The sequence below is a fragment of the Pseudomonas sp. B707 genome (assembly GCF_022496685.1).
Lineage (GTDB): Bacteria > Pseudomonadota > Gammaproteobacteria > Pseudomonadales > Pseudomonadaceae > Aquipseudomonas > Aquipseudomonas paraglycinae.
The window spans coordinates 109,371-131,594 of sequence record NZ_WTVE01000006.1; the positions used below are offsets into that span (position 1 = coordinate 109,371).

Genomic DNA, 22,224 nt, shown 5'->3' on the forward strand with positions numbered 1-22,224 from the left:
CTGAGGATTGCGCCATGAGCGAGCACCCGTCCGAGCGTCGCCGCTTCAAACGTATCGCGTTCGATGCCCGAACCGAATTGAGCCAGGGCGAGTACATCTGGCCGGTGAAGCTGATCGATCTGTCGCTCAAGGGGCTGTTGATCGAGCGGCCCGAGCCCTGGCTGGGCAATTCCGAGCAGGATTTTTTCGTCGATATTCATCTGAGCGAGGACGTACACATCGAGATGGATGTGCAACTGGCTCATGAAGATCACGGCCAGCTCGGTTTCGTGTGTCGGCATATCAGCCTGGAGTCGATTCAGCGCCTGCGTCGCCTGATCGAACTCAATCTGGCCGACGAAACCGAACTGGAACGCGAGCTCGCGGCGCTGATTGACGTCTGATCACTCGAACAACGAGTCCAGCGCCTGCTCCAGTCGTGTCACCGCAATGATCTGCAACCCTGGCGGAGCTTCCTTCGGCGCATTGCCCTTGGGCACGATCGCGCGCTTGAAGCCGTGCTTGGCGGCTTCCTTCAATCGCTCCTGACCGCTCGGCACCGGGCGCACTTCGCCGGACAGGCCGACTTCGCCGAACACCAACAAGTCATGGGGCAACGGCCGGTTACGTAGGCTCGACATGACGGCCGCCATCAACGCCAGGTCGGACGCAGTTTCCAGCACCTTCACCCCGCCGACCACGTTGAGGAACACGTCCTGATCGTGGGTCGGAATGCCGCCGTGACGGTGCAGCACCGCCAGCAACATCGCCAGACGATTCTGATCCAGACCCAGCGTGACCCGACGCGGGTTGGCCAGATGACTGTCATCCACCAGCGCCTGGACTTCCACCAGCATCGGCCGGGTGCCTTCCCACGTTGCCATCACCACGCTGCCCGGGACTTCTTCCTGAGCGCGGGTGAGAAAAATCGCCGAAGGGTTGGAGACTTCTTTCAGACCCTTGTCGGTCATGCCGAACACGCCGAGTTCGTTGACCGCGCCGAAACGGTTCTTCACCGCCCGCAGCAGGCGCAATCGCCCGTCGGACTCGCCCTCGAAATACAGCACGGTATCGACCATGTGCTCCAGCACGCGAGGCCCTGCCAGCGCACCTTCCTTGGTCACGTGGCCGACCAGAAAAATCGCCGTGCCGCTTTGCTTGGCGTAACGCACCAGCAACGCCGCACTTTCGCGTACCTGGGATACGCCGCCCGGCGCCGATTGCAATTGTTCGGTGAAAATCGTCTGGATCGAGTCGATCACCATCACCTTGGGTTTTTCCTGACGGGCTGTGGCGATGATGGTTTCGATGCAGGTTTCGGTCATCACCCGCAGTTGATCCTGCGGCAGGCCCAGGCGGCGTGCGCGCATGGCGACCTGTTGCTGGGACTCCTCACCGGTGACGTACAGCGCCGGCATGCTCTTGGCGAGGTTGCACAGGGTCTGCAAGAGGATCGTCGATTTGCCGATGCCGGGATCGCCGCCGATCAGCACCACCGAACCGTCCACCAGACCACCGCCGAGCACTCGGTCGAGCTCGCCGGAGGCTGTGGAAAAACGCGGAATCTCTTCGATGCTGACTTCGGCCAGGGTCTTGATCTGGGCCTGCTGTCCGGCCCAGCCGGTGCGCCCGCTCGGGGCGGCGGCACCGCCGCTCTCGACCATGGTTTCGGTCAGGGTGTTCCAGGCGCCGCATTCGCCGCACTGCCCGGCCCACTTGGGAAAGGTTGCGCCGCACTCGGTGCAGCCATACATGCGCTTGGCCTTGGCCATCTGAACCCCCGGCAAAAACCGCGATGATAACGCAGCCATCGTTGATCAGCGCGGCGCGTCGGGACGGATTTCTCCGCTGGCCAGACGCACGGCGCTGCTGCCGGTCAGTCCCCGGCAATTGCCGGGGCTTGAAAGGGTCGCTGTCAGTCGACCAGTTTGGCGGCCAAGGCCTTGACCCGATCCAGGTCACCCTTGGCCACTTTGGTCACACCGGCGCCGTACTCCGGATCCGCCTTATAAAGGAAGGACAGCATGATGTGCTTGCTCTCGTCATCGGCGCCCGCCAGCGAACCGCCAAAGCTTTCGATCAGATCCTGGCGTTCCTTCTTGCTGAACGAGCGATACAGATCACCGGCCTGTTTGAAGTTCTGTTCGCGCTGGATCTTCGCCTGTTGCGTGCTGCCCTGCAGCGCGGTCTGGCTGTATCGCGCAGCCGGGGTCTCTTCACGCGGCTGCAGACGGCTTGGCTCATAGTTGATGCCCGAGGTGCTCGCACCGGCATTCATCGCGCCATCCTGATTGCCATTGTTGACGGCGGTTTTGGCGGCATTGATCGGCAATTGCAGGGCGTTGGCGCCAAGGCGATACATCTGGGTGTCGGCATAGGCAAATATCCGACCTTGCAGCAGACGGTCCTCCGAGGGCTCGATACCTGGCACCACATTCGATGGAGCCATGGCCACTTGTTCGGTTTCCTGGAAAACATTAGCAGGATTGCGGTTCAAGACCATTTGTCCAACTTTTCGCTCCGGAACACCTGGCCAGATCTTGGTTGCATCAAGAGGATCGAAATCAAACTTGGACAAATCTTGCGGATTCAAGACCTGGATGTACAAGTCCCACTTGGGAAAGTTACCTTTGTTAATATTTGTTACTAAATCGTGAGTCATGTGACTGTAATCCCGGCCCTGAACTTGCACAACTTGTTGCGGATCGAGATTCTTGATGCCTTGCAAACTTTTCCAGTGAAACTTCACGTAATGGACTTCGCCTTTGGCATTGACCAACTTGTAGGCGTGCACACTATTGCCGTCCATCTCCCGATAACTGGCCGGGGTTCCCGAGTTGGAATACAGCTCGGTCAAAGTACGGGTGGCTTCCGGTACATGAGAGAAGAAGTCGAATCGGCGCGAGTCATCGTCAAGGTTGGTGCGAGGATCGGGCTTGAAGGCATGCACCATGTCCGGGAACTTGATCGCATCACGGATGAAAAACGTCGGGAAGTTATTGCCCACCAGATCCCAATTGCCGTCGGCGGTGTAGAACTTGGTCGCGAAACCTCGAGGGTCACGCAGGGTTTCCGGAGAGTGATTGCCGTGAACCACCGCCGAGAAACGCACGAACACCGGCGTGACCTGGCCGGCGGTAAACACCTTGGCCTTGCTCAGATCGCTCAGATCGTTGGTCGCAGTGAACGTACCATGGGCACCAGTGCCTCGGGCATGCACAACGCGTTCGGGAATGCGCTCGCGGTCGAAGCGTTGCAGCTTCTGGATCAGTTGCACGTCCTGCAACAGTACCGGGCCGTTGGCGCCGGCGGTTTGCGAGTTCTGGTTGTCGCCGACCGCCGCACCGTTGTCACGGGTCAGCGGCGCGGCATTCACGGAAAGGGTCAACAGGCTGGCGGCCAATACACCAACGGTGCGACGGGGAGTAATCCCTGAGCCAAGTGTGGAATTCATTTCAGGTTCCTCTGTTTTTTTGAGGCGCATCCAGGTGCGCCAGACAGAGGCTAGAAGCTCGATTCGCCAAACCTAAATAGAAAGATCACAACGCCGTGATTGAATATTTTTTCTTCGGAATCAGCGGCTTGAGGCGTATTCCGCGCGCGATTAGTGGCACTTTGCAAACTAATTGCGAAATGGTGTGTCGATAAAAACAGGCTTTGTAAGAAGGTGTTACGCGCAGGACGCGTTATGCTGATTTACACTGCGTACACCAAACTCATCTGTAACAAGGAAATAACTATGGGCGTGCTCAGCGAGTTCAAGGCCTTCGCGGTCAAAGGCAATGTGGTCGACATGGCCGTCGGTATCATCATCGGCGCGGCCTTCGGCAAAATCGTTTCGTCGTTTGTCGGCGACGTGATCATGCCGCCCATCGGCCTTCTGATCGGCGGCGTGGACTTCAGTGACCTTGCCATCACGCTGAAAGCTGCCGAGGGCACTGCCCCTGCGGTGGTGCTGGCCTACGGCAAATTCATCCAGAGCGTTCTTGACTTCGTGATCGTCGCCTTCGCGATTTTCATGGGCGTCAAAGCCATCAACCGCCTCAAGCGCGAAGAAGCCGTGGCGCCTACCTTGCCGCCGGTACCGACCAAGGAAGAAGAACTGCTGGGCGAGATCCGCGATCTGCTCAAGGCCCAGAACAACCGGCCTTGAAGATTGAAACGGCGCCTGAGGGCGCCGTTTTCTTACCAGTAGTTTTCCACCGCCACCTGTCCCGGGCGCCGGGTCAGACTCAAGGCCATGCCGCGTTGCTTGAGCAAGGCCCGGGTGTCGTCGATCATCTGCGGATTACCGCAGAGCATGACCCGCGAATGCTCCGGGGTCAGCTCGACGCCTGCCATCCTCTCCAGCTCGCCATTCTCGATCAGCGTCGTGATGCGTCCGTTGAGGGCGCCGGCATAAGGCTCGCGGGTGACCACCGGAATGAACTGGAATTTATGCGCATATTCAGCCAGGTAGTCACGCTGAGTCAGCTCGGCAATCAGCGGTTGATAAGCCAGTTCCCGAGCCTCCCGCACGCTGTAGACCAGGATGATTCGCTCAAACTTTTCCCAGACCTCGAAGTCCTGCAGGATCGAAAGAAACGGTGCCACCCCCGTACCTGTGGATAGCAGCCAGAGATCCCGACCATCGACAAAACGGTCCAGCGTCAGATAACCAAAGGCCTGACGCTCGATCAGCAAGGTATCCCCTGCTTTCAGCCGGCTCAGTTCGCTGGTGAACTCACCGCCCGGCACTACGATGGAAAAAAATTCGAGAAACTCATCGAACGGCGAAGACACCATCGAGTAGGCGCGCCACACCGTACTGCCGTCCGGGCGCGTCACGCCAATCCGCGCGAATTGCCCGGCGCGGAAGCGGAAACCGGCATCCCGCGTGGTACGCAGGGTGAACAGGTTCGGGGTCAGCGGTTGCACATCGAGTAATGTCTGGCGGCTGAATTTTTCGCTGCTGGCGGTCATCGGTTCACTCCATCAACAATAATTCGATTGTTACGCATAATTGCACGATGAAACACCGATAGTTTGTGATGGAATCTCAAAGTGCCACTAGTTTTAAAACTCTAAAATAGTCAACCTGAAGTCAGAATTATTTAAATGATCTCCCACATATAAAGACTTGTTCAGAGATATTCCAAATAGGAGCACTTACCAAGAACAAAAAAATCCAAACACTTTTGTAGGAAGCGTCCTACACTCGACTCCGTGCCACCACATTGGATCCAATACGGCGCCCCCCGCGGATTATTATTTTGGAGAACACTCAAATGGAAAGGTGGAAGGAGTACCAGATAGAACAGATCACGCGCGCGAAGGAAATCGAGAATGCATTTCCGATTCTGAGCACGTTTGCCAGGAACCTCGGCTTTCAGTTTTGCGGCATTAAAGTTTCCCGGCCTGGCTTCCCGTCATTCAACGCGTTCCATATCAATAACTTCACAACGGCGTGGAACGACGAATACGAAAAAACTTACGCAAAGGACGACCCGATAACAGCCTATTGCGATCGCTCCATGCTGCCGTTTCTCTGGAGCAGGAAAGCCTTCTCGAAGGCTCCGCTGATGTGGAGTGCGCTTCAAAATCACGGGATGGAACATGGTTGGTCGCAGTCATATCACGATGAGAAAAATGACTTGTGCTGCACAATCAGCCTGGCCCGAACCCACTGCGAAATTTTTGCCCTGGAGCTGTACAACGAGTACGGCGTATTGCAATACGTCTTGCAGCATTTGTGTGAGTTGTTCCTCATTGCCTGCCCGGCAACGCTGGCCAAGCCTCCGCCTGTGCGATTGTCCACTCGAGAGCTTGAAATCGTAAGGCTGTGCGCCCTTGGCAAAACATCCTGGGAAATCGGCCGGATCCTGAGTATCGCTGAAAGCACCGTGAACTATCACACCAAGAACCTGATCACCAAATTCAACGCCTGCAACAAGATGTCAGCCGTCATCGCCGCCGCCAAGGCCGGATATCTCTAGGCCGCCCTCTTCCACTGCACTGAAATCAGACGAGTATTACCAACAAAAAAAACGTACCATTTGCAGCCTTCCTGAGTGATGTCGTGAGCATTCACGCCGCTGTCCACTCGGTCGGTTCCGCCGCACGACACCCTGGGCCGCGGGACATCCGTCGATTACCCAGAGTCCCCGCCCCATGCCTTTGCTCGATACGCCCTTCGCCCAGCTTGATCTGATCCGCCAGCCCGAACAGCAGAACGAACCGCTGCAAGCCTTCGATGCGGCCGACGAATACCTGCTCAATCATCTGGCCGAACAGAATCTGCCGGCGAATACCCGAGTATTGGTGCTCAACGACAGTTTCGGCGCATTGGCCATCAGCCTCTCGGGCAAGGTGCAGGTCAGCACCAGCGGTGATTCGTTCCTGGCGTTTCAGGGGCTGGAAAAGAACCTGCTGCGTAACGGTCAGGCATTCGATGCGCTGCGCGGTATTCCCGCCAGCGAGCCCTTGGTCGGGCCGTTCGACCGGGTGCTGATCCGCATCCCGAAAACCCTGGCACTCCTGGAAGAACAACTGATTCGCTTGCAGGGTCAATTGGCACCCGGCGCTCAGGTGGTAGCAGCGGCGATGGTCAAGCATTTGCCTCGTGCCGCAGGTGACCTGCTGGAACGCTACATCGGCCCGGTTCAGGCTTCGCTGGCTGTGAAAAAGGCCCGATTGCTGATCGCCACGCCCGAGGCCAAGACACCCGCCGTCTCGCCCTACCCGACCCGCTATCGTCTTGACGAGCCGGCCATCGAACTGCTCAACCACGCGAACGTGTTCTGCCGTGAAGGGCTGGACATCGGCACCCGCGCCTTCCTTCCGCACCTGCCGAAAAACCTCGGTTCGGCACGAGTCGCCGATCTTGGCTGCGGTAACGGCGTTCTGGCCATCGCCAGCGCCCTGCAAAACCCCGACGCGCATTACACGCTGTTGGATGAATCGTTCATGGCCGTGCAATCGGCGGCCGAAAACTGGCGCGCGGCGCTGGGTGAACGTGAAGTGATCGTGCGCGCCGGCGACGGTCTGGCCGGGCAGGAAGCGCAGTCGCTGGACGTGGTGCTGTGCAACCCGCCGTTTCACCAGCAACAGGTGGTCGGCGACTTCCTGGCCTGGCGCATGTTTCAGCAGGCTCGCGAGGCGCTGGTCGTCGGTGGTGCGCTGTACATCGTCGGCAACCGTCACCTGGGCTATCACAGCAAACTGGCGCGACTGTTCCGCGGTGTCGAGCAAGTCGCGGCTACGCCGAAGTTCGTGATCCTCAAGGCGCGCAAATAATCCGGGCAAAAAAAAACCCTCCGGTCGGAGGGTCAAAAATCCGTGCCGCAAGGCAGCGGGATGGGAAGTCTCAGTGCGTGGTCAGACCTGCGGCGTTCATGAACATGCGCATCAGGCTGGCGACGATGAACAAAGCACCGACGCTGCCGACCCAGATCATGGCCAACCAGCCGAGCCGCTGCCACAGCGGCTTTTTTTCGGCTTCTTCAATGTCGTGCAGGGAATGTTTGCCGGTCATGCTTGCATCCTCCGGTTGAGGGAGATGGCGCCGCGGTCGACGCCATCGTGATCACCATTAGTGATAACCGTCTTCGTGGGTCACCTTGCCGCGGAACACGTAGTAGCTCCAGAAGGTGTAACCCAGGATGAACGGGATGATGAACAGCGTGCCCACCAGCATGAAGCCCTGGCTTTGCGGCGGTGCGGCGGCGTCCCAGATCGAGATCGACGGCGGTACGATGTTCGGCCACAGGCTGATGCCCAGACCGCTGTAGCCGAGGAAGATCAGCACCAGGGTCAGCAGGAACGGCATGTAATTGGCATTACGTGCCACCGCGCGAATCAGACCGTACATCGTCACCAGCACCAGAATCGGCACCGGCATGAACCAGAACAGATTCGGCATGCTGAACCAGCGCGTCGCAATTTCCGGGTGGGCCAGTGGCGTCCACAGACTGACGACACCGATCACCGCCAACAGCACGAAGGCCAGAGGACGCGCCAGGTCATGCATCTGTTCCTGAAGCTTGCCTTCGGTCTTCATGATCAGCCAGGTACAGCCGAGCAAGGCATACGCCACCACCAGCGCGGCGCCGCAGAACAGCGTGAACGGCGTCAGCCAGTCCAGTGAGCCGCCGGCGTATTGCCGGTTGACCACGGGCAAGCCGTCGATGAACGCACCAAGTGCCACACCCTGGAAGAACGTCGCGGCCACCGAACCACCAATGAACGCCTTGTCCCACAGGTGACGCTTGTCGTCCTTGGCCTTGAAGCGGAACTCGAACGCCACGCCGCGGAAAATCAGCCCGATCAGCATGAAGATCAACGGCAGGTACAGCGCCGACAGCACCACCGAATAGGCCAGCGGGAACGCACCGAACAACGCAGCGCCGCCCAGTACCAGCCAGGTTTCATTGCCGTCCCATACCGGGGCGACGGTGTTCATCATCACGTCACGGTCGACTTTGCCTGGGATGAACGGGAAGAGAATCCCGATCCCCAGGTCGAAACCGTCCATGACCACGTACATCATGATCCCGAAGATGATGATCACGGCCCAGATCAGCGGAAGATCAATACCCATGACTCAAATCTCCTTGGTCAGGCTGCGGTCGTGTTCGGCGCCATCGTCGTCGGCAGCGGACAACGGACGGGCCGGCGTGCGTTTCTGGCCAGGACCACCATCGTTGGTTTCCTTGCCTTCGTCGGTCTTCGGCCCTTTGCGCACCAGACGCATCATGTAGCCCAGACCCGCACCGAACAGCGCGAAATACACCACCACGAACATGATCAGCGTGATGCTCATCTGCATGAAACTGTGGTTGGACGATGCATCCGCCGTGCGCATCAGCCCGTAGACCACCCATGGCTGACGACCGATTTCAGTGGTGAACCAGCCCGCCAGGATCGCGATCAGGCCGGACGGGCCCATCCACAACGCCAGGTACAGGAACGGCCGCGAGGTGTAGAGCGTGTCGCGCTTGCGCAGCCACAGGCTCCAGAGGCCGGTGAAGATCATCAGGAAGCCGAGGCCGACCATGATCCGGAACGACCAGAATACGATGGTCGAATTCGGCCGGTCTTCTGGTGGAAACTCCTTGAGCGCCGGGACTTGCTTGTCCAGCGAGTGCGTCAGGATCAGGCTGCCGAGGTACGGGATCTCGACCGCATACTTGGTTTTCTCTTCCTTCATGTCCGGCCAGCCGAACAGGATCAGCGGCGTCGCTTCGTTGCCATGGTTTTCCCAGTGGCCTTCGATCGCGGCGATTTTCGCCGGCTGATGCTTGAGGGTGTTGAGGCCGTGGAAGTCACCGATGACTGCCTGAATCGGCGCAACGATCAGCGCCATCCACATCGCCATCGACAGCATGGTGCGAATCGCCGGATTGTCCTTGCCGCGCAGCAAGTGCCAGGCCGCCGACGAGCCGACGAAGAAAGCCGTCGCGACGAACGCGGCAGTCGCCATGTGCATCAGGCGATACGGGAACGACGGGTTGAAGATGATTGCCAGCCAGTCGGTCGGAATGACCTGACCGTTGACGATCTCGAAGCCCTGCGGCGTCTGCATCCAGCTGTTGGAGGCGAGAATCCAGAACGTCGAAATCAACGTGCCGATGGCCACCATTACCGTGGAGAAAAAGTGCAGCTTGCGCCCGACCTTGTTCCAGCCGAACAGCATCACGCCAAGGAAACCGGCTTCGAGGAAGAACGCCGTAAGCACTTCATACGTCAGCAACGGGCCGGTGACGGAACCGGCGAAGTCCGAGAAGCGACTCCAGTTGGTTCCGAACTGGTAGGCCATGACCAGTCCCGAGACCACGCCCATGCCGAAGTTGACGGCAAAGATCTTCGACCAGAAATGGTAGAGGTCACGGTAGGTGTCGTTGCCGGTTTTCAGCCACAGGCCTTCCAGCACCGCGAGATAGCTCGCAAGACCGATGGTGATCGCCGGGAACAGGATGTGGAACGAGATGGTGAACGCGAACTGAATTCGGGCGAGATCCAGGGCCTCTAAACCGAACATAAGCTTTCCTCTATCAGATAACGGTTCCAAGACTGGCGGCCTTGGACCACTGCCCCCACGGGTATGGAGTGCGGCGAACTCGGATTCGTTCTTCTTTTTACAGGCATCGCGACGCAGGGAGTCTGCCAACGGGTCACGGATCAGTTCCGCAATGGGTCTTGATCTGGATCAATCAACGTTAAAAGAGTAGTCCCATTTCCGACGGGGAACCGCGTGGTCTTTTGCCGCGTGACAAGTTGCCTCACAGTCATGGCAACGCCCTGAAATACATCCCTGGCCGGGATCGGTGTCCGGGCGGGGAAAAATCGATGTCTGGCTAACTAAATTTTCTGTCATAGCAACTTCCTGTTACAGACTGGTGATAATCTCGCGGTTCCCCTCGATCACGACCGGCCCGCAAATGCCCAGCCAAGAGCCCTTGCTGTTACGTCATCACCGCCCCTTTCTTGCGTTCTGGTTGGCCCGGATCTTCACCGCCAGCGGTTTTCAGATGCTTACCGTGGCGATCGGCTGGAACCTCTATCAACTGACCGGCAACGTGCTCGATCTGGGTCTGGTCGGGCTGGTGGAATTCGCGCCACGCGTAATGTTCATGCTGCACACCGGCCACGTTGCCGATCGCTACGACCGGCGCAAGGTCGCGGCGATCTGTCAGTCGTTGCAGGCCTTGATCGCCCTGGCACTGGCCATCGGCAGCGCCACCGACCATGTCACCCGGGAAATGATCTTTATCCTGGCGTTCCTGCTCGGCGCTGCACGCTCCTTCGAGATGCCGACCACCCAGGCGCTGCTGCCGAGCATCGTGCCCAGTGCGCTGTTCCCGCGTGCCGTCGCCGCCGCACAATCTGCACAGCAATCGGCCACCATCGTCGCCCCGGCGCTCGGCGGTCTGCTTTATGCCTTCGGCAGCGTGTGGGTCTACGGGCCGACGGTCATTCTGTATGTCATCGCCTGCACGCTGATGCTCAACCTGCCCGCGCGACAAACTCCGCTGAACAAAGGCAAGGCGACGCTGGATTCGTTGCTGGCGGGGATTCGTTTCATTCGCAGCCGCCCGGACATTCTCGGGGCGATTTCGCTGGATCTGTTCGCCGTGCTGCTCGGCGGCGCCACGGCGCTGTTGCCGGTGTTCGCCAAGGACATCCTGCTGACCGGGCCGTGGGGGCTGGGGCTGCTGCGCTCGGCGCCGGCGGTCGGTGCGCTGATGATGTCGCTGTTCCTGGCGCGGTTTGCCGTTGAGCGCAACGTCGGACGGGTGATGTTCACTGCCGTCGGCGTATTCGGCGTCGCCACCATCGCCTTCGGTCTGTCGACCTCGTTCTGGTTCTCGCTGGCGGTGCTGGTGGTGCTCGGCGCGGCGGACATGATCAGCATGGTGATCCGCGCCTCCTTCGTGCAACTGGAAACCCCGGACGAAATGCGCGGCCGGGTCAGCGCGGTGAACGGCCTGTTCATCGGTGCCTCGAACCAGTTGGGCGAATTCGAGTCCGGTCTCACCGCGCATTGGTTCGGCACCGTGCCGGCGGTGGTGATGGGCGGCATCGGCACGCTGGTGGTGACCGGAACCTGGATCAAACTGTTCCCGACCCTGGTCAACCGCGACCGGATGCATGTGCCGGTGGAAGAGGTGAAGGCCTAGCTACACCGGCTCCACCAGCGGGGCCATCCCCCAAGCACAAATAGCTCGAAAAGATGCGGTACATAGATACCGCATTGAGTGTAATGTATCGCCTTACACTCGCCGCATGATCAAATCCTTTCAGCACAAAGGCCTTCGCGGCTTCTATGAAACCGGTTCGACTCGCGGGATTCGTGCCGATCACGCTAAACGGCTGTCGCGCATGCTGCAGTTCATGGATCGCGCAGCGGCTCCCGGGGATCTGGACCTTCCCGGTTGGCGTCTGCATCCACTGAAAGGGGAGCTTTGCGAGTACTGGTCACTCAGTGTGTCCGGGAACTGGCGGGTTATCTTTCGATTTGCAGGTTCGGATATCGAACTGATCGACTATCTGGATTACCACTGACAGGAGGCAGGCTCATGCCCATGCACAACCCGCCACACCCCGGTGAAACACTGCTGATGGACGTATTGCCGGAACTTGGCATCAGCGTTACCGAATTGGCTCGGCATCTGGGATTCGCTCGTCCTCATCTATCTCGCGTTTTGCACGGACATGCGCCGATCAGCCCGGATCTGGCCGTGCGACTGGAACGCGCGGGGATTGGCAAGGCTCGCATGTGGCTAGGCGTTCAAACCGATTACGACCTTTGGCAAGCCGAGCACCGTGAGCAGCCAGCCATTCGACCAATCGCTGCTCACGCCTGACCTTCTCAGGCCAGCAACTCCCCCGCCACCTTTGCTCTGGCGGCCTTGCCCGCCAGTTGCTCGACCAGTGTCAGCGCAAACGCAAGCGCGGCGCCGGAGCCCTGGGCGGTGATGCAATTACCGTCGACCACCACCGGTTGATCAACAAATGTGCAACCGGAAAGGTTATGACTGCTGACGGGCAGGCAGGTCATCCGGCGTTGACGTAATACACCGAAGCTTTGCAGGGCGACGGCCGGGGCTTCGGCGATGGCGGCGAACAGTCGTCCGGCACTGGCCTGATCCTTTAGCAGTTGTTGCAGAGGCTGGTGCGCGGCAAGGTGTTGTGCGCCGACCGCACCGCCGGGCAAGACAATCAGGTCGAAGGTCTGGGCCAGCACATCAATGAGCATGCCGTCGGCGGTCAGTCGCGTGCCTCGGGCGCAGGTCAGCATGCGCCGGCCCTCGATGCTGGCCGCCACCACTTCGATGCCGGCGCGGCGCAGCACGTCGATCAGGGTTACGCATTGCAGATCATCGATGCCCTCGGCGAGGGTAATCAGGGCTCTAAAGGTCATGGGCGCCATCCGCTGGGTGATCTTTAAAGCGTAGTCAGCTTTGCCCTGCCCTGTTCAGCGACAGCCGTTACTTGATGTAAAGCTGGGTCGACATCGTGTTGCGCGGGGCGTTGATCGAGGTGTTGCTGAAGGTAAAGGTGCCTTCCTGACGAGTCGCCAGATCGAAGGTGTACAGCGAACCGACGGTTTTCGCGCCCGGCGTGCATTCGGTCAGGTTGCCGTTATCGAAGGCACAGACCGGACTCCGGGTGCCGTTCACTTCAAAGCCGTCCAGTGCAGCCTGAGGCTGGCTCTGGCCGTAGCCGATTTCCAGCACATAGACCTTGATGCCCGGCGCGCTGTGATCGCAACGGGTCTGCACCTGGCCATCGGTAATGTCTTCGAGCCCGCAGGACGACGACTGAACCTTGATGACTTTCACCTCGCTCAATGGCGGTGCCGACGCCGCGAGTACCATCGGTGTACCGGCCAGCCACAAGGCCATCAGTCCAGCGGTCTTCATCCAACCCTTGTTCATGCGATCCATCCCCGAAAAAACAGCGCGCAGTATGGCGTAGTTGGCCGTGGTGCAAAACTTCGCCGACGATCGACACCAACATCCGCCATCTTCCTCACGCTGCTGGTATGATGCGCGGCTTTTTCCGGCCCACCACAATTTTCCAGGCGCTTGCGACGGTCTGTGCTTTGCTGTTGAGGTCGATACATTCACGGCGCCACGCGCGCCACGGGGAGCAGACATGCTGGAAAGGCTGTTTCAACTCAAGGCACACAACACCAACGTGCGGACCGAGATTCTCGCGGGCGTCACGACCTTCCTGGCCATGGCCTACATTCTGTTCGTCAACCCGAGCATCCTCGGCGAGACCGGCATGGACAAAGGCGCGGTGTTCGTCGCCACGTGCCTGGCAGCCGCCATCGGCTCCACGGTCATGGGCCTGATCGCCAACTACCCGATCGCTCTCGCACCGGGCATGGGTCTGAACGCCTTCTTTACCTACACCGTCGTGCTGCACATGGGCCACACCTGGCAAGTGGCGCTGGGCGCGGTGTTCATTTCCGCCGTGTGCTTCTTCCTGCTGTCGATCTTCCGCATCCGTGAATGGATCATCAACAGCATCCCGCTGCCGCTGCGCTCGGCAATTGCCGCCGGTATCGGCCTGTTCCTGGCGCTGATCGCCCTGCACAACGCCGGCATCGTGGTCAGTAACCCGGCGACCATGGTTGGCCTCGGCGACCTGAAACAACCGGCCCCGATCCTCGCCACTCTCGGTTTCGCCCTGATCGTTGCCCTTGAAGCCCTGAAAGTGCGTGGCGCAGTGCTGATCGGCATTCTCGCGGTGACCATCGTTTCCATCGTGATGGGCTTCACCCCGTTCGGCGGCGTGACCTCGATGCCACCTTCGCTGGCCCCGACCTTCCTGCAACTGGACATCAAGGGCGCGCTGGACATCGGCCTGGTCAGCGTGATCTTCGCCTTCCTGTTCGTTGACCTGTTCGACAACTCCGGCACCCTGATCGGCGTCGCCAAGCGCGCCGGCCTGATGGGCAAGGACGGCCACATGCCGAAAATGGGCCGTGCACTGATCGCCGACAGTACGGCGGCGATGGCCGGTTCGCTGCTGGGCACCTCGACCACCACCAGCTACATCGAATCCGCTGCGGGCGTGAGTGCCGGCGGCCGCACCGGCCTGACCGCCATCGTCGTCGCAATCCTGTTCCTGCTGGCGCTGTTCTTCTCGCCACTGGCCTCCAGCGTACCGGCCTTCGCCACCGCACCAGCGCTGCTGTTCGTCGCCGTGCTGATGACTTCGGGCCTGGCGGAAATAGACTGGGAAGACATCACCGTCGCCGCGCCGGTCGTGGTCACCGCCCTGGCGATGCCTTTCACCTATTCCATCGCCAACGGCATCGCCTTCGGCTTCATCGCCTGGACTGCAATCAAACTGCTGTCCGGCCGCGCCCGTGAGCTGAACCCGGCGCTGGTGATCCTGTCGATTCTGTTCGTGATCAAGCTGGGTTGGTTCAACGCATGACTTTTGATTCCCAGGCCTACGCCGCACAACTCGAAGACAAAGTCACGCGCCTGCGTGACCTGCTGGCCCCGTTCGATGCACCGGAGCCAACGGTGTTCGACTCGCCTTTGCAGAACTTCCGCCTGCGCGCCGAATTCCGCCTGTGGCGCGAGGGCGGTGAGCGGCACTACGCGATGTTTTCTCAGGACGACAAGCGCACGCCGATCCTGATCGAGGAATTCCCGATCGCCAGCCTGCGCATCAACCAGTTGATGCCGCAATTGAAGGCTGCCTGGCAGGCCAGCGCGGCGCTGAGCCACAAGCTGTTTCAGGTGGAGTTTCTGACCACCTTGGCCGGCGACGCGATGATCACCCTGTGCTATCACCGTCCGCTGGACGAGCACTGGCATGCGGCGGCGACCAAACTGGCGGCGGATCTGGGCGTCAGCATCATCGGTCGCTCCAAGGGCAAGCGCGAAGTGCTCGGCCTCGATTACGTGGTCGAGAAACTCGACGTTGGCGGTCGCACATTCAGCTATCGCCAACCGGAAGGCGCGTTCACCCAACCCAACGGCACCGTGAACCAGAAGATGCTCAACTGGGCATACGAAGCGCTGGACGATCGCAGCGACGATCTGCTGGAGCTGTACTGCGGTAACGGCAACTTCACCCTGCCGCTGGCGACCCGCGTGCGCAAAGTGCTGGCCACCGAAATCAGCAAGACCTCGGTCAACGCCGCGTTGAGCAACCTCGCCGAAAACGCTGTGGATAACGTGACTCTGGTGCGCCTGTCCGCCGAAGAGCTGACCGAAGCCCTGAACGAAGTTCGCCCGTTCCGTCGCCTGCACGGCATCGACCTGAAAAGCTACGAGTTCGGCAGCGTGTTCGTCGACCCGCCCCGGGCCGGCATGGACCCGGACACCTGCGAACTGACCCGTCGCTTCGACAACATCCTGTACATCTCCTGCAACCCGGAGACCCTGGCGGCCAACATCGCCCAGCTGCACGACACGCACCGCATCACGCGCTGTGCGCTGTTCGACCAGTTCCCGTGGACTCACCACATGGAATCCGGCGTGCTGTTGACCCGGCGTTGATCGCAGGTGCCAGATACAAGAAAGCCGTCCTCACCGACGGCTTTTTTGTGCCTGTTCATGGCACGGGATCGATCTTGCGCGGACGCCCGCCCTTCCTGCCGTTGGCCCGGGCAGCTTCGGCTTTCGCGGTGCTGCTCTGGCGGCCATTGCGCGAAGCGATCACCGAGGCGGCCATGGCCATCAATGGTTGACTGGCCGAGATCATGCCGGCGATGGAAACCTGCAGATCCTTGCCATCATGGCACAGCGCGGTGCCGGCAAAGCCGACGTTCAATCCGCTGAAGTCTTCCGGTTCGAAATCATCGAATTCCCGGTAGAGATTCACTGGCAGCAACACGCCGCTGTTGTCCTCGAAGTGAATCACCAGGCATGGTTTCTGAAAGGCCACCGACACGGCTTGCAGGCTGCTGCGTCGGCGCACGCCGCCACGGTCGACGGCTTCGTCCAGACGTTTTTCCGTGACGGGCCGATCCGCGTGCAAGGCGGCTTTGACTGTTTTCATAGTTCTATTTCCACTCCTTCGTGAGCGCCGACCAGGGCCAACAGGGTTTTGCTGACCTCAGGCTCGTAATACGCAGATCCGATCCTGAAACTCGTGCTGGTGACCTCCCGCAGCACCGCCACCTGATTCGACTGTCCGTCCCACCACTGATTGTCGAGACAAGCGGTGCGCAATCGAGTCCACCAGATCCAGCGGGCCCGCCGCAGATGATCGGTTTCGCGCAGCGACTGGCGCAGCCCTTCAAGCAGACTGACCGGCGGTCGATGCGACAACGGCACCACATCCCACAGTTCGACGCCGTTGTGCCAGAAACTGAATTTGAAGCGGGCGCTCCAGGCGCCTGCATCCACATGTGCGTGGGGCGGACAATGTTCGTCACGCAACATGATCACCACTGACAGTCCTTTGTAACTGCATACCTTCATGCTAACCCATCCGTTAGGTTTAAACGTTTCAACACTTGCCATTCCCTGGCAAATCCGACCATCGGCGCCAACGTCTGCTGTGGCCGTTACCTTTCGAGCCTAGTGCGGGAGCCGAAAAAGCCGCGGGCAAAATGGTAAGCAGTTCTTTCGCAGCGGCCGCGCATTTGCTACATACGAAGACTCATTCCCCGGTGTAATCAATCATGCAGCGACACTTCGACGATCTTCAGCTGGGCAGCATCGAGTTGTTTTGCCTGGCCGCCGAGTGCGGCAGTTTCACCGGCGCGGCGCAGGCGGCTTCGGTGACGCCGGCAGCGGTGAGCCGCTCGGTGTCACGCATGGAGGAACGGCTGGGCGTACGGTTGTTTGCGCGCACTACCCGCAGCGTGAAACTGACCGACAGCGGTCGGCGCTACTACGAAGAATGCAGCCAGGCACTGGCGCAACTGGTCGAGGCGCAACGGGAAGTCATGGGCCAGCAGCAGGAACCGTCCGGCACCTTGCGTATCAGTATTCCTACGACCTACGCCCATCATCGGATCCTGCCGCTGCTGCCGGCCTTTCGTGCGCGCTTCCCGCAGGTGAAAGTCGACATGCACATCAGCAACCGCAACATCGACTTCGTCGGCGAGGGCTACGACATGGCGATCCGCGTGCGGGCGATTCCCGATTCCGGCCTGATCGCCCGCCATCTGGAAGATGCGGCGCTGGTGATGGTGGCCAGCCCCGATTACCTCAAACGCGCCGGCACGCCGCAGACCCTCGAAGACCTCGAACAGCACGAGTGCATTCAGTACGAATTACCCAGCAGTGGGCGGCGGATCACCTGGCTGTTTTACGACGAAGACGCGCCACGGGAAATCCTCGCCGAGGGCAATTTCTGCTGTTCAGACGATGTGCTCGGTGGCGTGACCCTGGCCAGGCACGGTGCCGGGTTGTTCCAGACCTATCGCTTCATTGTGGAAAAGGAACTGGCCGACGGCTCGCTGATAGAAGTGCTCAAACCCTACAGCGGACGCTCCCGGCCGTTCACGCTGCTGTACCCGCAGAATCGCCACATGCCGCTGCGGGTCAGGGCTTTCATCGATTTTCTGGTCGAGCAGTTGCCGCACTGAATTGCACCAGTGTGCGATCACCGCACACAAAACCGGGCTGTCGATGCAGAGCAATTGATTAAAGTAACCATCTAGTACAATTTAACTCCACAGGTCGAAACCCTCGGCCCAAGCCAAAAACAATAAGTGGAGTTTGCCCCCATGCCCCCTATCGTTCTGGTGCTCAACGGCCCGAACCTGAACCTGCTCGGCACCCGTGAACCGGCGACCTACGGTCACGAAACCCTGGCCGACATCTCAGCCCTGTGCGGGCGCGCCGCCGAAGAGTTCGGACTGGCCGTGGAGTTTCGCCAGACCAACCACGAAGGCGAACTGCTCGACTGGATTCACGGCGCCCGTCAGCGCTGCGCCGGCATCGTGATCAACCCGGCCGCCTGGACTCACACCTCGGTCGCGATCCGCGACGCTCTGGTCGCCAGCGAATTGCCGGTGATCGAAGTGCACCTGTCCAACGTCCACGCCCGCGAGCCGTTCCGTCACCATTCGTTCGTCTCGGCCATCGCCACAGCCGTGATGTGCGGCTTCGGCAGCCACGGCTATCGCCTGGCCCTGGAACATTTCAGCCAGCGGCTGAAGGGGTGATCCGCATGAATCGCAACAACGTGATACTCGCCGGGCTGATCGGTGCCGGCATCCAGGCCTCCCGCACCCCGGCGCTGCATGAACACGAAGGTGACGAACAGGGCCTGCGTTATCTGTACCGCTTGATCGATCTCGATCAACTGCAACTCGACAGCAACGCCCTGCCCGACCTGCTGCTGGCCGCCGAACGGATGAATTACACCGGGCTGAACATCACCTTCCCGTGCAAGCAGGCAATCATTCCGCTGCTCGATGAACTATCCCCGGAAGCCCGAGGCATCGGTGCCGTGAACACGGTGGTGCTGAAGGACGGCAAACGCGTCGGCCACAACACCGATTGCCTGGGTTTCGCAGAGGGTTTTCGTCGCGGCCTGCCAGACGTTGCCCGCGAACGTGTGGTCCAGATGGGCGCCGGTGGTGCAGGCGCGGCGGTGGCCCACGCCTTATTGAGCGAAGGCGTACAGCAACTGAGCATTTTTGATGTGGACGTAGAGCGCGCCGAAAGCCTGGCCAACAACCTCAACCAGCATTTCGGCGCTGGCCGGGCGGTTGCCGGGCATGATCTGGCGAGCACACTGAGTCAGGCGAATGGCCTGGTAAACACCACGCCGATGGGCATGGCCAAATTACCGGGCATGCCCGTGCCGGCGGCGTTGCTGCGATCCGAGTTGTGGGTAGCGGAGATCGTGTATTTCCCACTGGAAACCGAACTGCTGCGCAACGCCCGCGCCTTGGGTTGCCGAACCCTGGACGGCGGCAACATGGCGGTGTTTCAGGCGGTGAAAGCGTTTGAACTGTTCAGCGGCAGAGTGCCGGATGCGCAGCGAATGCTCGCGCATTTTCAAAGCATGAATGGATAAAACCGTGAGGGGGCGACGCCCCCTCGACTTTGGTCACGCCTGCAAGTAACGCAGCACCGACTCGCAAATCATCTCGCGATGACGCTGCTTGATGTTTTCGTCCGGCAGGTCGATCTGAAAGATCTCACCGAACGTGTGGCGGTTCGATACGCGATAGAAGCAGAACGAACTGATCAGCAGATGCACGTCCAGCGCGTCGAGCCCGGCGCGGAACACCCCTTCTTCAGCACCGCGACGCAGAATCTCGCCCAGGGAATCGAGGATGGTGTTGTTCATCGCCTTGATCGCGTCGGAACGCTTCACGTACTCGGCGTTGTGGATGTTTTCGATGCTGACGATCCGCACGAAATCGACGTTGCGATCGTGGTGATCGAAGGTGAACTCCACCAGGCGCCGGATCGCTTCCACCGGCGGCAACTCGGCCAGGTGCAGACGGTTCTCGGTGTTGCGGATGTCGCCGTAGAGCTTCTCCAGCACCTCGACGTACAACTGCTCCTTGCTGCCGAAGTAGTAATAGATCATGCGCTTGGAGGTGTGGATGCGCTCGGCGATCGCATCGACGCGAGCGCCGGACAGCCCCTGCTGGACGAACTCGACGATCGCCTCCTGCAGGATATTCTCGCGGGTCTTTTCCGGGTTGTTCTTGCGACTTTTGCGCGGCTCTACCGCGGGTAGAGCGGAAGCTGCGGGAAGTTCTGAAGTCATTGTCATTGCGGGCTCACGGCCATCACTGCACAGGCTGGCGATTATGGGCCGCGCGCCCCAGTGAAGGAAGCCGCGCGGCCGGTGTTTAATCCCGCGTTTACGAATTTCCTACAACTTCGCCTGGCGAACCGCACCACTGCGTGATTTGGCCATCGCCGCCAGCCGCACCGCGACGTTGGCCGCGCCATAACCGGCGTAACCGTTCTTGCGCTGGATGATCTCGAAGAAGAAACGCCCTTCGAACGGCTCGGTGTAGACGTGGAACAACTCGCCACCCTGCGCATCGCGGTCGTACAGCACGTTGTAGTACGCCAGTTCGCTGAGGAATTCGTCATCGAAATCGAAGCGCGCCGCCAGGTCGTCGTAATAGTTGAGCGGGATATCCAGCAGCGGTACGCCCGCCTCCTTCGCCCGGCTGACTTCGGCGAAGATATCGTCGCAATCGAAGGCGATGTGATGCACCCCGGAGCCGCGATAACTCGACAGCGCGTGTGAGATCGCGGTGTTGCGGTTCTCGGAAATGTTCAGCGGCAGACGGATCGAACTGTCGCGGCTACGCAGCGCGCGACTCTTCACCAAGCCATACGGATCGGGCAGCACCACTTCGTCATCGGCCTCGAAATCCAGCAGGCTCTTGTAGAACAGCACCCAGCTGTCGAGGCTGTCTGCCGGCAGCGCCATGGCCATGTGGTCGATGCGCTTGAGGCCGCCCCGCGCAACAGCATCCGGCAGCAGATTGAAGTCGGTGCCGTAAACATCCGCCTCCTGATCCACCAGATAAATCAGGCTGCCGTCCGGCGCACGCACCGCCGCCAACTCCAGTTCGTTGGGGCCGACCAGTCCGCGATACGGCTGACCTTTATAAGCGACGGCGCGGGCCAGCGCACTGGCGCTGTCCTTGACCCGCACGGCAGTGGCGCACAGCGACGGGCCGTGGGCCTCGAAAAAGCTGTGGCCGAACGAATAGGGTTCCGAGTTGAGGATCAGGTTGATATCGCCCTGACGCAACAGGCTGACGCTCTTGGAACGATGCTGACCGGCCTTGACGAAACCCAGCCGCTCCAGCCAGTTCGACAGCTTGGCCCCGAGGCTTTCATCCACGGCGAACTCAAGAAACTCGATGCCGTTGTACTCGCTGGCCTTCGGCGTTTCGAAGAGGATTTCGCGGTTATCCACAGGACGGATGTCCTGCTCCAGACGCTGGCGGGTTTTCTCCTCCAGGTACAGCAGCGAACGCAGACCGTCGGCCGCATTGGCCCGAGGCGGTGCGGCGCGGAAGCCGTCGTTGAAGATTTCCAGCGACAGCGGCCCGGTGTAGCCGCTCTGGATGATCGGCGCTAGGAAGCCCGGAAGATCGAATTCACCCTGCCCCGGGAAGCAGCGGAAATGCCGGCTCCACTCCAGCACGTCCATCGCCAGGATCGGCGCGTCGGCCATCTGTACGAAGAAAATCTTGTCGCCGGGAATCTCGGCAATCGCCCGTGGATCGCCCTTGAGCGACAAGGTGTGGAAGCTGTCGAGCAACACGCCGAGGGCCGGGTGATCGGCCTGACGCACGATGTCCCAGACCTGTTGATAAGTATTGACGTGACGGCCCCAGGCCAGCGCTTCATAACCGATACGCAGGCCACGGGCGCCGGCGCGCTCGGCCAGCAGGCGCAGGTCGTCGATGAGGATCTGTTGCTCGCCGAGACTGTCGGGGGAGGCATTGCTGCAGACCAGCACCAGGTCGGTGCCCAGCTCCTGCATCAGGTCGAACTTGCGCTCGGCCCGCTCCAGGTTGCGGTCCAGGCGATCGCGGCGGCAGCCTTCGAAATCGCGGAACGGTTGAAACAGCGTGATGGCAATCCCGAGGTCGGCGCACATCTGCCGGATTTCCCGGGGGCTGCCGTCGTAATACAGAAGATCGTTCTCGAAAATCTCCACCCCGTCGAACCCGGCGGCGGCAATGGCTTCGAGTTTTTCCGGCAGGGTTCCGCTCAAGGAGACGGTGGCAATGGATCGCTGCATGTTTCAACTCCCGGTGGAGACGTCGGCTACGGAAAT

At 60.3% G+C, this 22,224-nt stretch carries 24 protein-coding genes; 12 read left to right on the forward strand and 12 right to left on the reverse strand.

Annotation, left to right across the window (positions count from 1 at the left end; all coding sequences use genetic code 11):
* Positions 1 to 14 precede the first annotated feature (14 nt).
* On the forward strand, positions 15 to 383 hold the full coding sequence (locus tag GQX66_RS02195; protein ID WP_085608710.1) for a PilZ domain-containing protein: 369 nt from the start codon (positions 15 to 17) through the stop codon (positions 381 to 383).
* Here the strand turns inward: GQX66_RS02195 and radA are convergent, their stop codons facing one another.
* Positions 384 to 1,751, reverse strand: coding sequence for a DNA repair protein RadA (gene radA, locus GQX66_RS02200; RefSeq protein WP_007950985.1), 1,368 nt, complete (start codon positions 1,749 to 1,751; stop codon positions 384 to 386).
* Positions 1,752 to 1,894: 143 nt separating this feature from the next.
* A complete protein-coding gene (katB, locus tag GQX66_RS02205; protein WP_102686330.1) occupies positions 1,895 to 3,433 on the reverse strand; it encodes a catalase KatB in 1,539 nt (512 codons plus the stop codon).
* Between the two features lie 285 nt (positions 3,434 to 3,718).
* Between katB and mscL the strand changes: the two genes are divergently transcribed.
* Complete coding sequence (mscL, locus tag GQX66_RS02210; RefSeq protein WP_085608712.1) at positions 3,719 to 4,132, forward strand: large-conductance mechanosensitive channel protein MscL; 414 nt, start codon at positions 3,719 to 3,721, stop codon at positions 4,130 to 4,132.
* Between the two features lie 32 nt (positions 4,133 to 4,164).
* Here the strand turns inward: mscL and GQX66_RS02215 are convergent, their stop codons facing one another.
* Positions 4,165 to 4,941, reverse strand: coding sequence for a ferredoxin--NADP reductase (locus tag GQX66_RS02215; protein WP_085747699.1), 777 nt, complete (start codon positions 4,939 to 4,941; stop codon positions 4,165 to 4,167).
* A gap of 305 nt (positions 4,942 to 5,246) precedes the next feature.
* Between GQX66_RS02215 and GQX66_RS02220 the strand changes: the two genes are divergently transcribed.
* Both GQX66_RS02220 and GQX66_RS02225 read left to right on the forward strand, forming a co-directional pair.
* Complete coding sequence (locus GQX66_RS02220; RefSeq protein WP_085747698.1) at positions 5,247 to 5,954, forward strand: autoinducer binding domain-containing protein; 708 nt, start codon at positions 5,247 to 5,249, stop codon at positions 5,952 to 5,954.
* 175 nt (positions 5,955 to 6,129) lie between these two features.
* Positions 6,130 to 7,254, forward strand: coding sequence for a class I SAM-dependent methyltransferase (locus GQX66_RS02225; RefSeq protein WP_102686332.1), 1,125 nt, complete (start codon positions 6,130 to 6,132; stop codon positions 7,252 to 7,254).
* A gap of 70 nt (positions 7,255 to 7,324) precedes the next feature.
* Here GQX66_RS02225 and GQX66_RS02230 read toward each other — a convergent pair whose 3' ends face one another.
* Genes GQX66_RS02230 through GQX66_RS02240 form a run of 3 tightly spaced genes read right to left on the reverse strand, consistent with a single transcriptional unit; the run spans position 7,325 to position 9,997 of the window.
* Positions 7,325 to 7,492 (reverse strand): DUF2474 domain-containing protein, encoded by a 168-nt coding sequence (locus GQX66_RS02230; RefSeq protein WP_007950992.1) that lies wholly within the window; start codon positions 7,490 to 7,492, stop codon positions 7,325 to 7,327.
* A gap of 57 nt (positions 7,493 to 7,549) precedes the next feature.
* Positions 7,550 to 8,557, reverse strand: a complete 1,008-nt coding sequence (cydB, locus tag GQX66_RS02235; protein ID WP_085747696.1) for a cytochrome d ubiquinol oxidase subunit II — start codon at positions 8,555 to 8,557, stop codon at positions 7,550 to 7,552.
* Between the two features lie 3 nt (positions 8,558 to 8,560).
* Positions 8,561 to 9,997, reverse strand: a complete 1,437-nt coding sequence (locus GQX66_RS02240; RefSeq protein WP_102686333.1) for a cytochrome ubiquinol oxidase subunit I — start codon at positions 9,995 to 9,997, stop codon at positions 8,561 to 8,563.
* A 400-nt stretch (positions 9,998 to 10,397) separates the two neighbouring features.
* On the opposite strand from GQX66_RS02240, the gene GQX66_RS02245 reads away from it, so the two are divergent.
* The 3 genes from GQX66_RS02245 (at position 10,398) to GQX66_RS02255 (ending at position 12,323) form a co-directional block, all read left to right on the forward strand.
* Entirely contained in the window at positions 10,398 to 11,636 is a 1,239-nt protein-coding gene (locus tag GQX66_RS02245) for an MFS transporter (RefSeq protein WP_240865873.1), read from the forward strand.
* A 106-nt stretch (positions 11,637 to 11,742) separates the two neighbouring features.
* The gene (locus GQX66_RS02250; protein WP_085747693.1) at positions 11,743 to 12,021 is read left to right on the forward strand and encodes a type II toxin-antitoxin system RelE/ParE family toxin; all 279 of its coding nucleotides are present in this window, start codon (positions 11,743 to 11,745) and stop codon (positions 12,019 to 12,021) included.
* Positions 12,022 to 12,035: 14 nt separating this feature from the next.
* Positions 12,036 to 12,323, forward strand: a complete 288-nt coding sequence (locus GQX66_RS02255; protein ID WP_085747692.1) for a HigA family addiction module antitoxin — start codon at positions 12,036 to 12,038, stop codon at positions 12,321 to 12,323.
* A 5-nt stretch (positions 12,324 to 12,328) separates the two neighbouring features.
* Here GQX66_RS02255 and GQX66_RS02260 read toward each other — a convergent pair whose 3' ends face one another.
* Positions 12,329 to 12,880: a DJ-1 family glyoxalase III gene (locus GQX66_RS02260; RefSeq protein WP_085747765.1), complete on the reverse strand. Its 552-nt coding sequence runs from the start codon at positions 12,878 to 12,880 to the stop codon at positions 12,329 to 12,331.
* Positions 12,881 to 12,947: 67 nt separating this feature from the next.
* On the reverse strand, positions 12,948 to 13,397 hold the full coding sequence (locus GQX66_RS02265) for a DUF4879 domain-containing protein (protein ID WP_085747691.1): 450 nt from the start codon (positions 13,395 to 13,397) through the stop codon (positions 12,948 to 12,950).
* Between the two features lie 220 nt (positions 13,398 to 13,617).
* Here GQX66_RS02265 and GQX66_RS02270 point away from each other — a divergent pair, with 220 nt between their 5' ends.
* Together GQX66_RS02270 and trmA are read left to right on the forward strand one after the other, a co-directional pair.
* Positions 13,618 to 14,913, forward strand: coding sequence for an NCS2 family permease (locus tag GQX66_RS02270; RefSeq protein WP_011336038.1), 1,296 nt, complete (start codon positions 13,618 to 13,620; stop codon positions 14,911 to 14,913).
* The gene (gene trmA, locus GQX66_RS02275; RefSeq protein WP_240865884.1) at positions 14,910 to 15,989 is read left to right on the forward strand and encodes a tRNA (uridine(54)-C5)-methyltransferase TrmA; all 1,080 of its coding nucleotides are present in this window, start codon (positions 14,910 to 14,912) and stop codon (positions 15,987 to 15,989) included. Before GQX66_RS02270 ends, trmA begins: the two co-directional genes overlap by 4 nt.
* Positions 15,990 to 16,044: 55 nt before the next feature.
* Here the strand turns inward: trmA and GQX66_RS02280 are convergent, their stop codons facing one another.
* Positions 16,045 to 16,491 (reverse strand): hypothetical protein, encoded by a 447-nt coding sequence (locus GQX66_RS02280; protein ID WP_085747689.1) that lies wholly within the window; start codon positions 16,489 to 16,491, stop codon positions 16,045 to 16,047.
* On the reverse strand, positions 16,488 to 16,916 hold the full coding sequence (locus tag GQX66_RS02285) for a DUF4160 domain-containing protein (RefSeq protein ID WP_240865887.1): 429 nt from the start codon (positions 16,914 to 16,916) through the stop codon (positions 16,488 to 16,490). Before GQX66_RS02285 ends, GQX66_RS02280 begins: the two co-directional genes overlap by 4 nt.
* Positions 16,917 to 17,119: 203 nt before the next feature.
* On the opposite strand from GQX66_RS02285, the gene GQX66_RS02290 reads away from it, so the two are divergent.
* From GQX66_RS02290 to GQX66_RS02300, 3 genes are all read left to right on the forward strand, one after another.
* Positions 17,120 to 18,031: a LysR family transcriptional regulator gene (locus tag GQX66_RS02290; protein ID WP_085608722.1), complete on the forward strand. Its 912-nt coding sequence runs from the start codon at positions 17,120 to 17,122 to the stop codon at positions 18,029 to 18,031.
* A gap of 141 nt (positions 18,032 to 18,172) precedes the next feature.
* Complete coding sequence (aroQ, locus tag GQX66_RS02295; protein ID WP_011336043.1) at positions 18,173 to 18,613, forward strand: type II 3-dehydroquinate dehydratase; 441 nt, start codon at positions 18,173 to 18,175, stop codon at positions 18,611 to 18,613.
* Between the two features lie 5 nt (positions 18,614 to 18,618).
* Entirely contained in the window at positions 18,619 to 19,473 is an 855-nt protein-coding gene (locus GQX66_RS02300) for a shikimate dehydrogenase (RefSeq protein WP_240865900.1), read from the forward strand.
* A gap of 33 nt (positions 19,474 to 19,506) precedes the next feature.
* Here the strand turns inward: GQX66_RS02300 and GQX66_RS02305 are convergent, their stop codons facing one another.
* Positions 19,507 to 20,184 carry a TetR/AcrR family transcriptional regulator gene (locus GQX66_RS02305; protein ID WP_240865903.1) on the reverse strand — a complete coding sequence of 226 codons (678 nt, stop codon included), beginning with the start codon at positions 20,182 to 20,184 and terminating at the stop codon, positions 19,507 to 19,509.
* 102 nt (positions 20,185 to 20,286) lie between these two features.
* Positions 20,287 to 22,188, reverse strand: a complete 1,902-nt coding sequence (quiC, locus tag GQX66_RS02310; RefSeq protein WP_240865906.1) for a 3-dehydroshikimate dehydratase QuiC — start codon at positions 22,186 to 22,188, stop codon at positions 20,287 to 20,289.
* Between the last annotated feature and the right edge of the window lie 36 nt (positions 22,189 to 22,224).

Coding starts and splice junctions, on each gene's coding strand:
- GQX66_RS02285 (WP_240865887.1), bottom strand. CDS start 16,916: ATGAAGGTATGCAGTTACAAAGGACTGTCAGTGGTGATCATGTTGCGT.
- GQX66_RS02225 (WP_102686332.1), top strand. CDS start 6,130: ATGCCTTTGCTCGATACGCCCTTCGCCCAGCTTGATCTGATCCGCCAG.
- mscL (WP_085608712.1), top strand. CDS start 3,719: ATGGGCGTGCTCAGCGAGTTCAAGGCCTTCGCGGTCAAAGGCAATGTG.
- trmA (WP_240865884.1), top strand. CDS start 14,910: ATGACTTTTGATTCCCAGGCCTACGCCGCACAACTCGAAGACAAAGTC.
- quiC (WP_240865906.1), bottom strand. CDS start 22,188: ATGCAGCGATCCATTGCCACCGTCTCCTTGAGCGGAACCCTGCCGGAA.
- GQX66_RS02300 (WP_240865900.1), top strand. CDS start 18,619: ATGAATCGCAACAACGTGATACTCGCCGGGCTGATCGGTGCCGGCATC.
- GQX66_RS02270 (WP_011336038.1), top strand. CDS start 13,618: ATGCTGGAAAGGCTGTTTCAACTCAAGGCACACAACACCAACGTGCGG.
- GQX66_RS02250 (WP_085747693.1), top strand. CDS start 11,743: ATGATCAAATCCTTTCAGCACAAAGGCCTTCGCGGCTTCTATGAAACC.
- GQX66_RS02260 (WP_085747765.1), bottom strand. CDS start 12,880: ATGACCTTTAGAGCCCTGATTACCCTCGCCGAGGGCATCGATGATCTG.
- radA (WP_007950985.1), bottom strand. CDS start 1,751: ATGGCCAAGGCCAAGCGCATGTATGGCTGCACCGAGTGCGGCGCAACC.
- GQX66_RS02215 (WP_085747699.1), bottom strand. CDS start 4,941: ATGACCGCCAGCAGCGAAAAATTCAGCCGCCAGACATTACTCGATGTG.
- GQX66_RS02230 (WP_007950992.1), bottom strand. CDS start 7,492: ATGACCGGCAAACATTCCCTGCACGACATTGAAGAAGCCGAAAAAAAG.
- GQX66_RS02245 (WP_240865873.1), top strand. CDS start 10,398: ATGCCCAGCCAAGAGCCCTTGCTGTTACGTCATCACCGCCCCTTTCTT.
- cydB (WP_085747696.1), bottom strand. CDS start 8,557: ATGGGTATTGATCTTCCGCTGATCTGGGCCGTGATCATCATCTTCGGG.
- GQX66_RS02280 (WP_085747689.1), bottom strand. CDS start 16,491: ATGAAAACAGTCAAAGCCGCCTTGCACGCGGATCGGCCCGTCACGGAA.
- aroQ (WP_011336043.1), top strand. CDS start 18,173: ATGCCCCCTATCGTTCTGGTGCTCAACGGCCCGAACCTGAACCTGCTC.
- GQX66_RS02305 (WP_240865903.1), bottom strand. CDS start 20,184: ATGACAATGACTTCAGAACTTCCCGCAGCTTCCGCTCTACCCGCGGTA.
- GQX66_RS02240 (WP_102686333.1), bottom strand. CDS start 9,997: ATGTTCGGTTTAGAGGCCCTGGATCTCGCCCGAATTCAGTTCGCGTTC.
- GQX66_RS02265 (WP_085747691.1), bottom strand. CDS start 13,397: ATGAACAAGGGTTGGATGAAGACCGCTGGACTGATGGCCTTGTGGCTG.
- GQX66_RS02195 (WP_085608710.1), top strand. CDS start 15: ATGAGCGAGCACCCGTCCGAGCGTCGCCGCTTCAAACGTATCGCGTTC.
- GQX66_RS02290 (WP_085608722.1), top strand. CDS start 17,120: ATGCAGCGACACTTCGACGATCTTCAGCTGGGCAGCATCGAGTTGTTT.
- katB (WP_102686330.1), bottom strand. CDS start 3,433: ATGAATTCCACACTTGGCTCAGGGATTACTCCCCGTCGCACCGTTGGT.
- GQX66_RS02220 (WP_085747698.1), top strand. CDS start 5,247: ATGGAAAGGTGGAAGGAGTACCAGATAGAACAGATCACGCGCGCGAAG.
- GQX66_RS02255 (WP_085747692.1), top strand. CDS start 12,036: ATGCCCATGCACAACCCGCCACACCCCGGTGAAACACTGCTGATGGAC.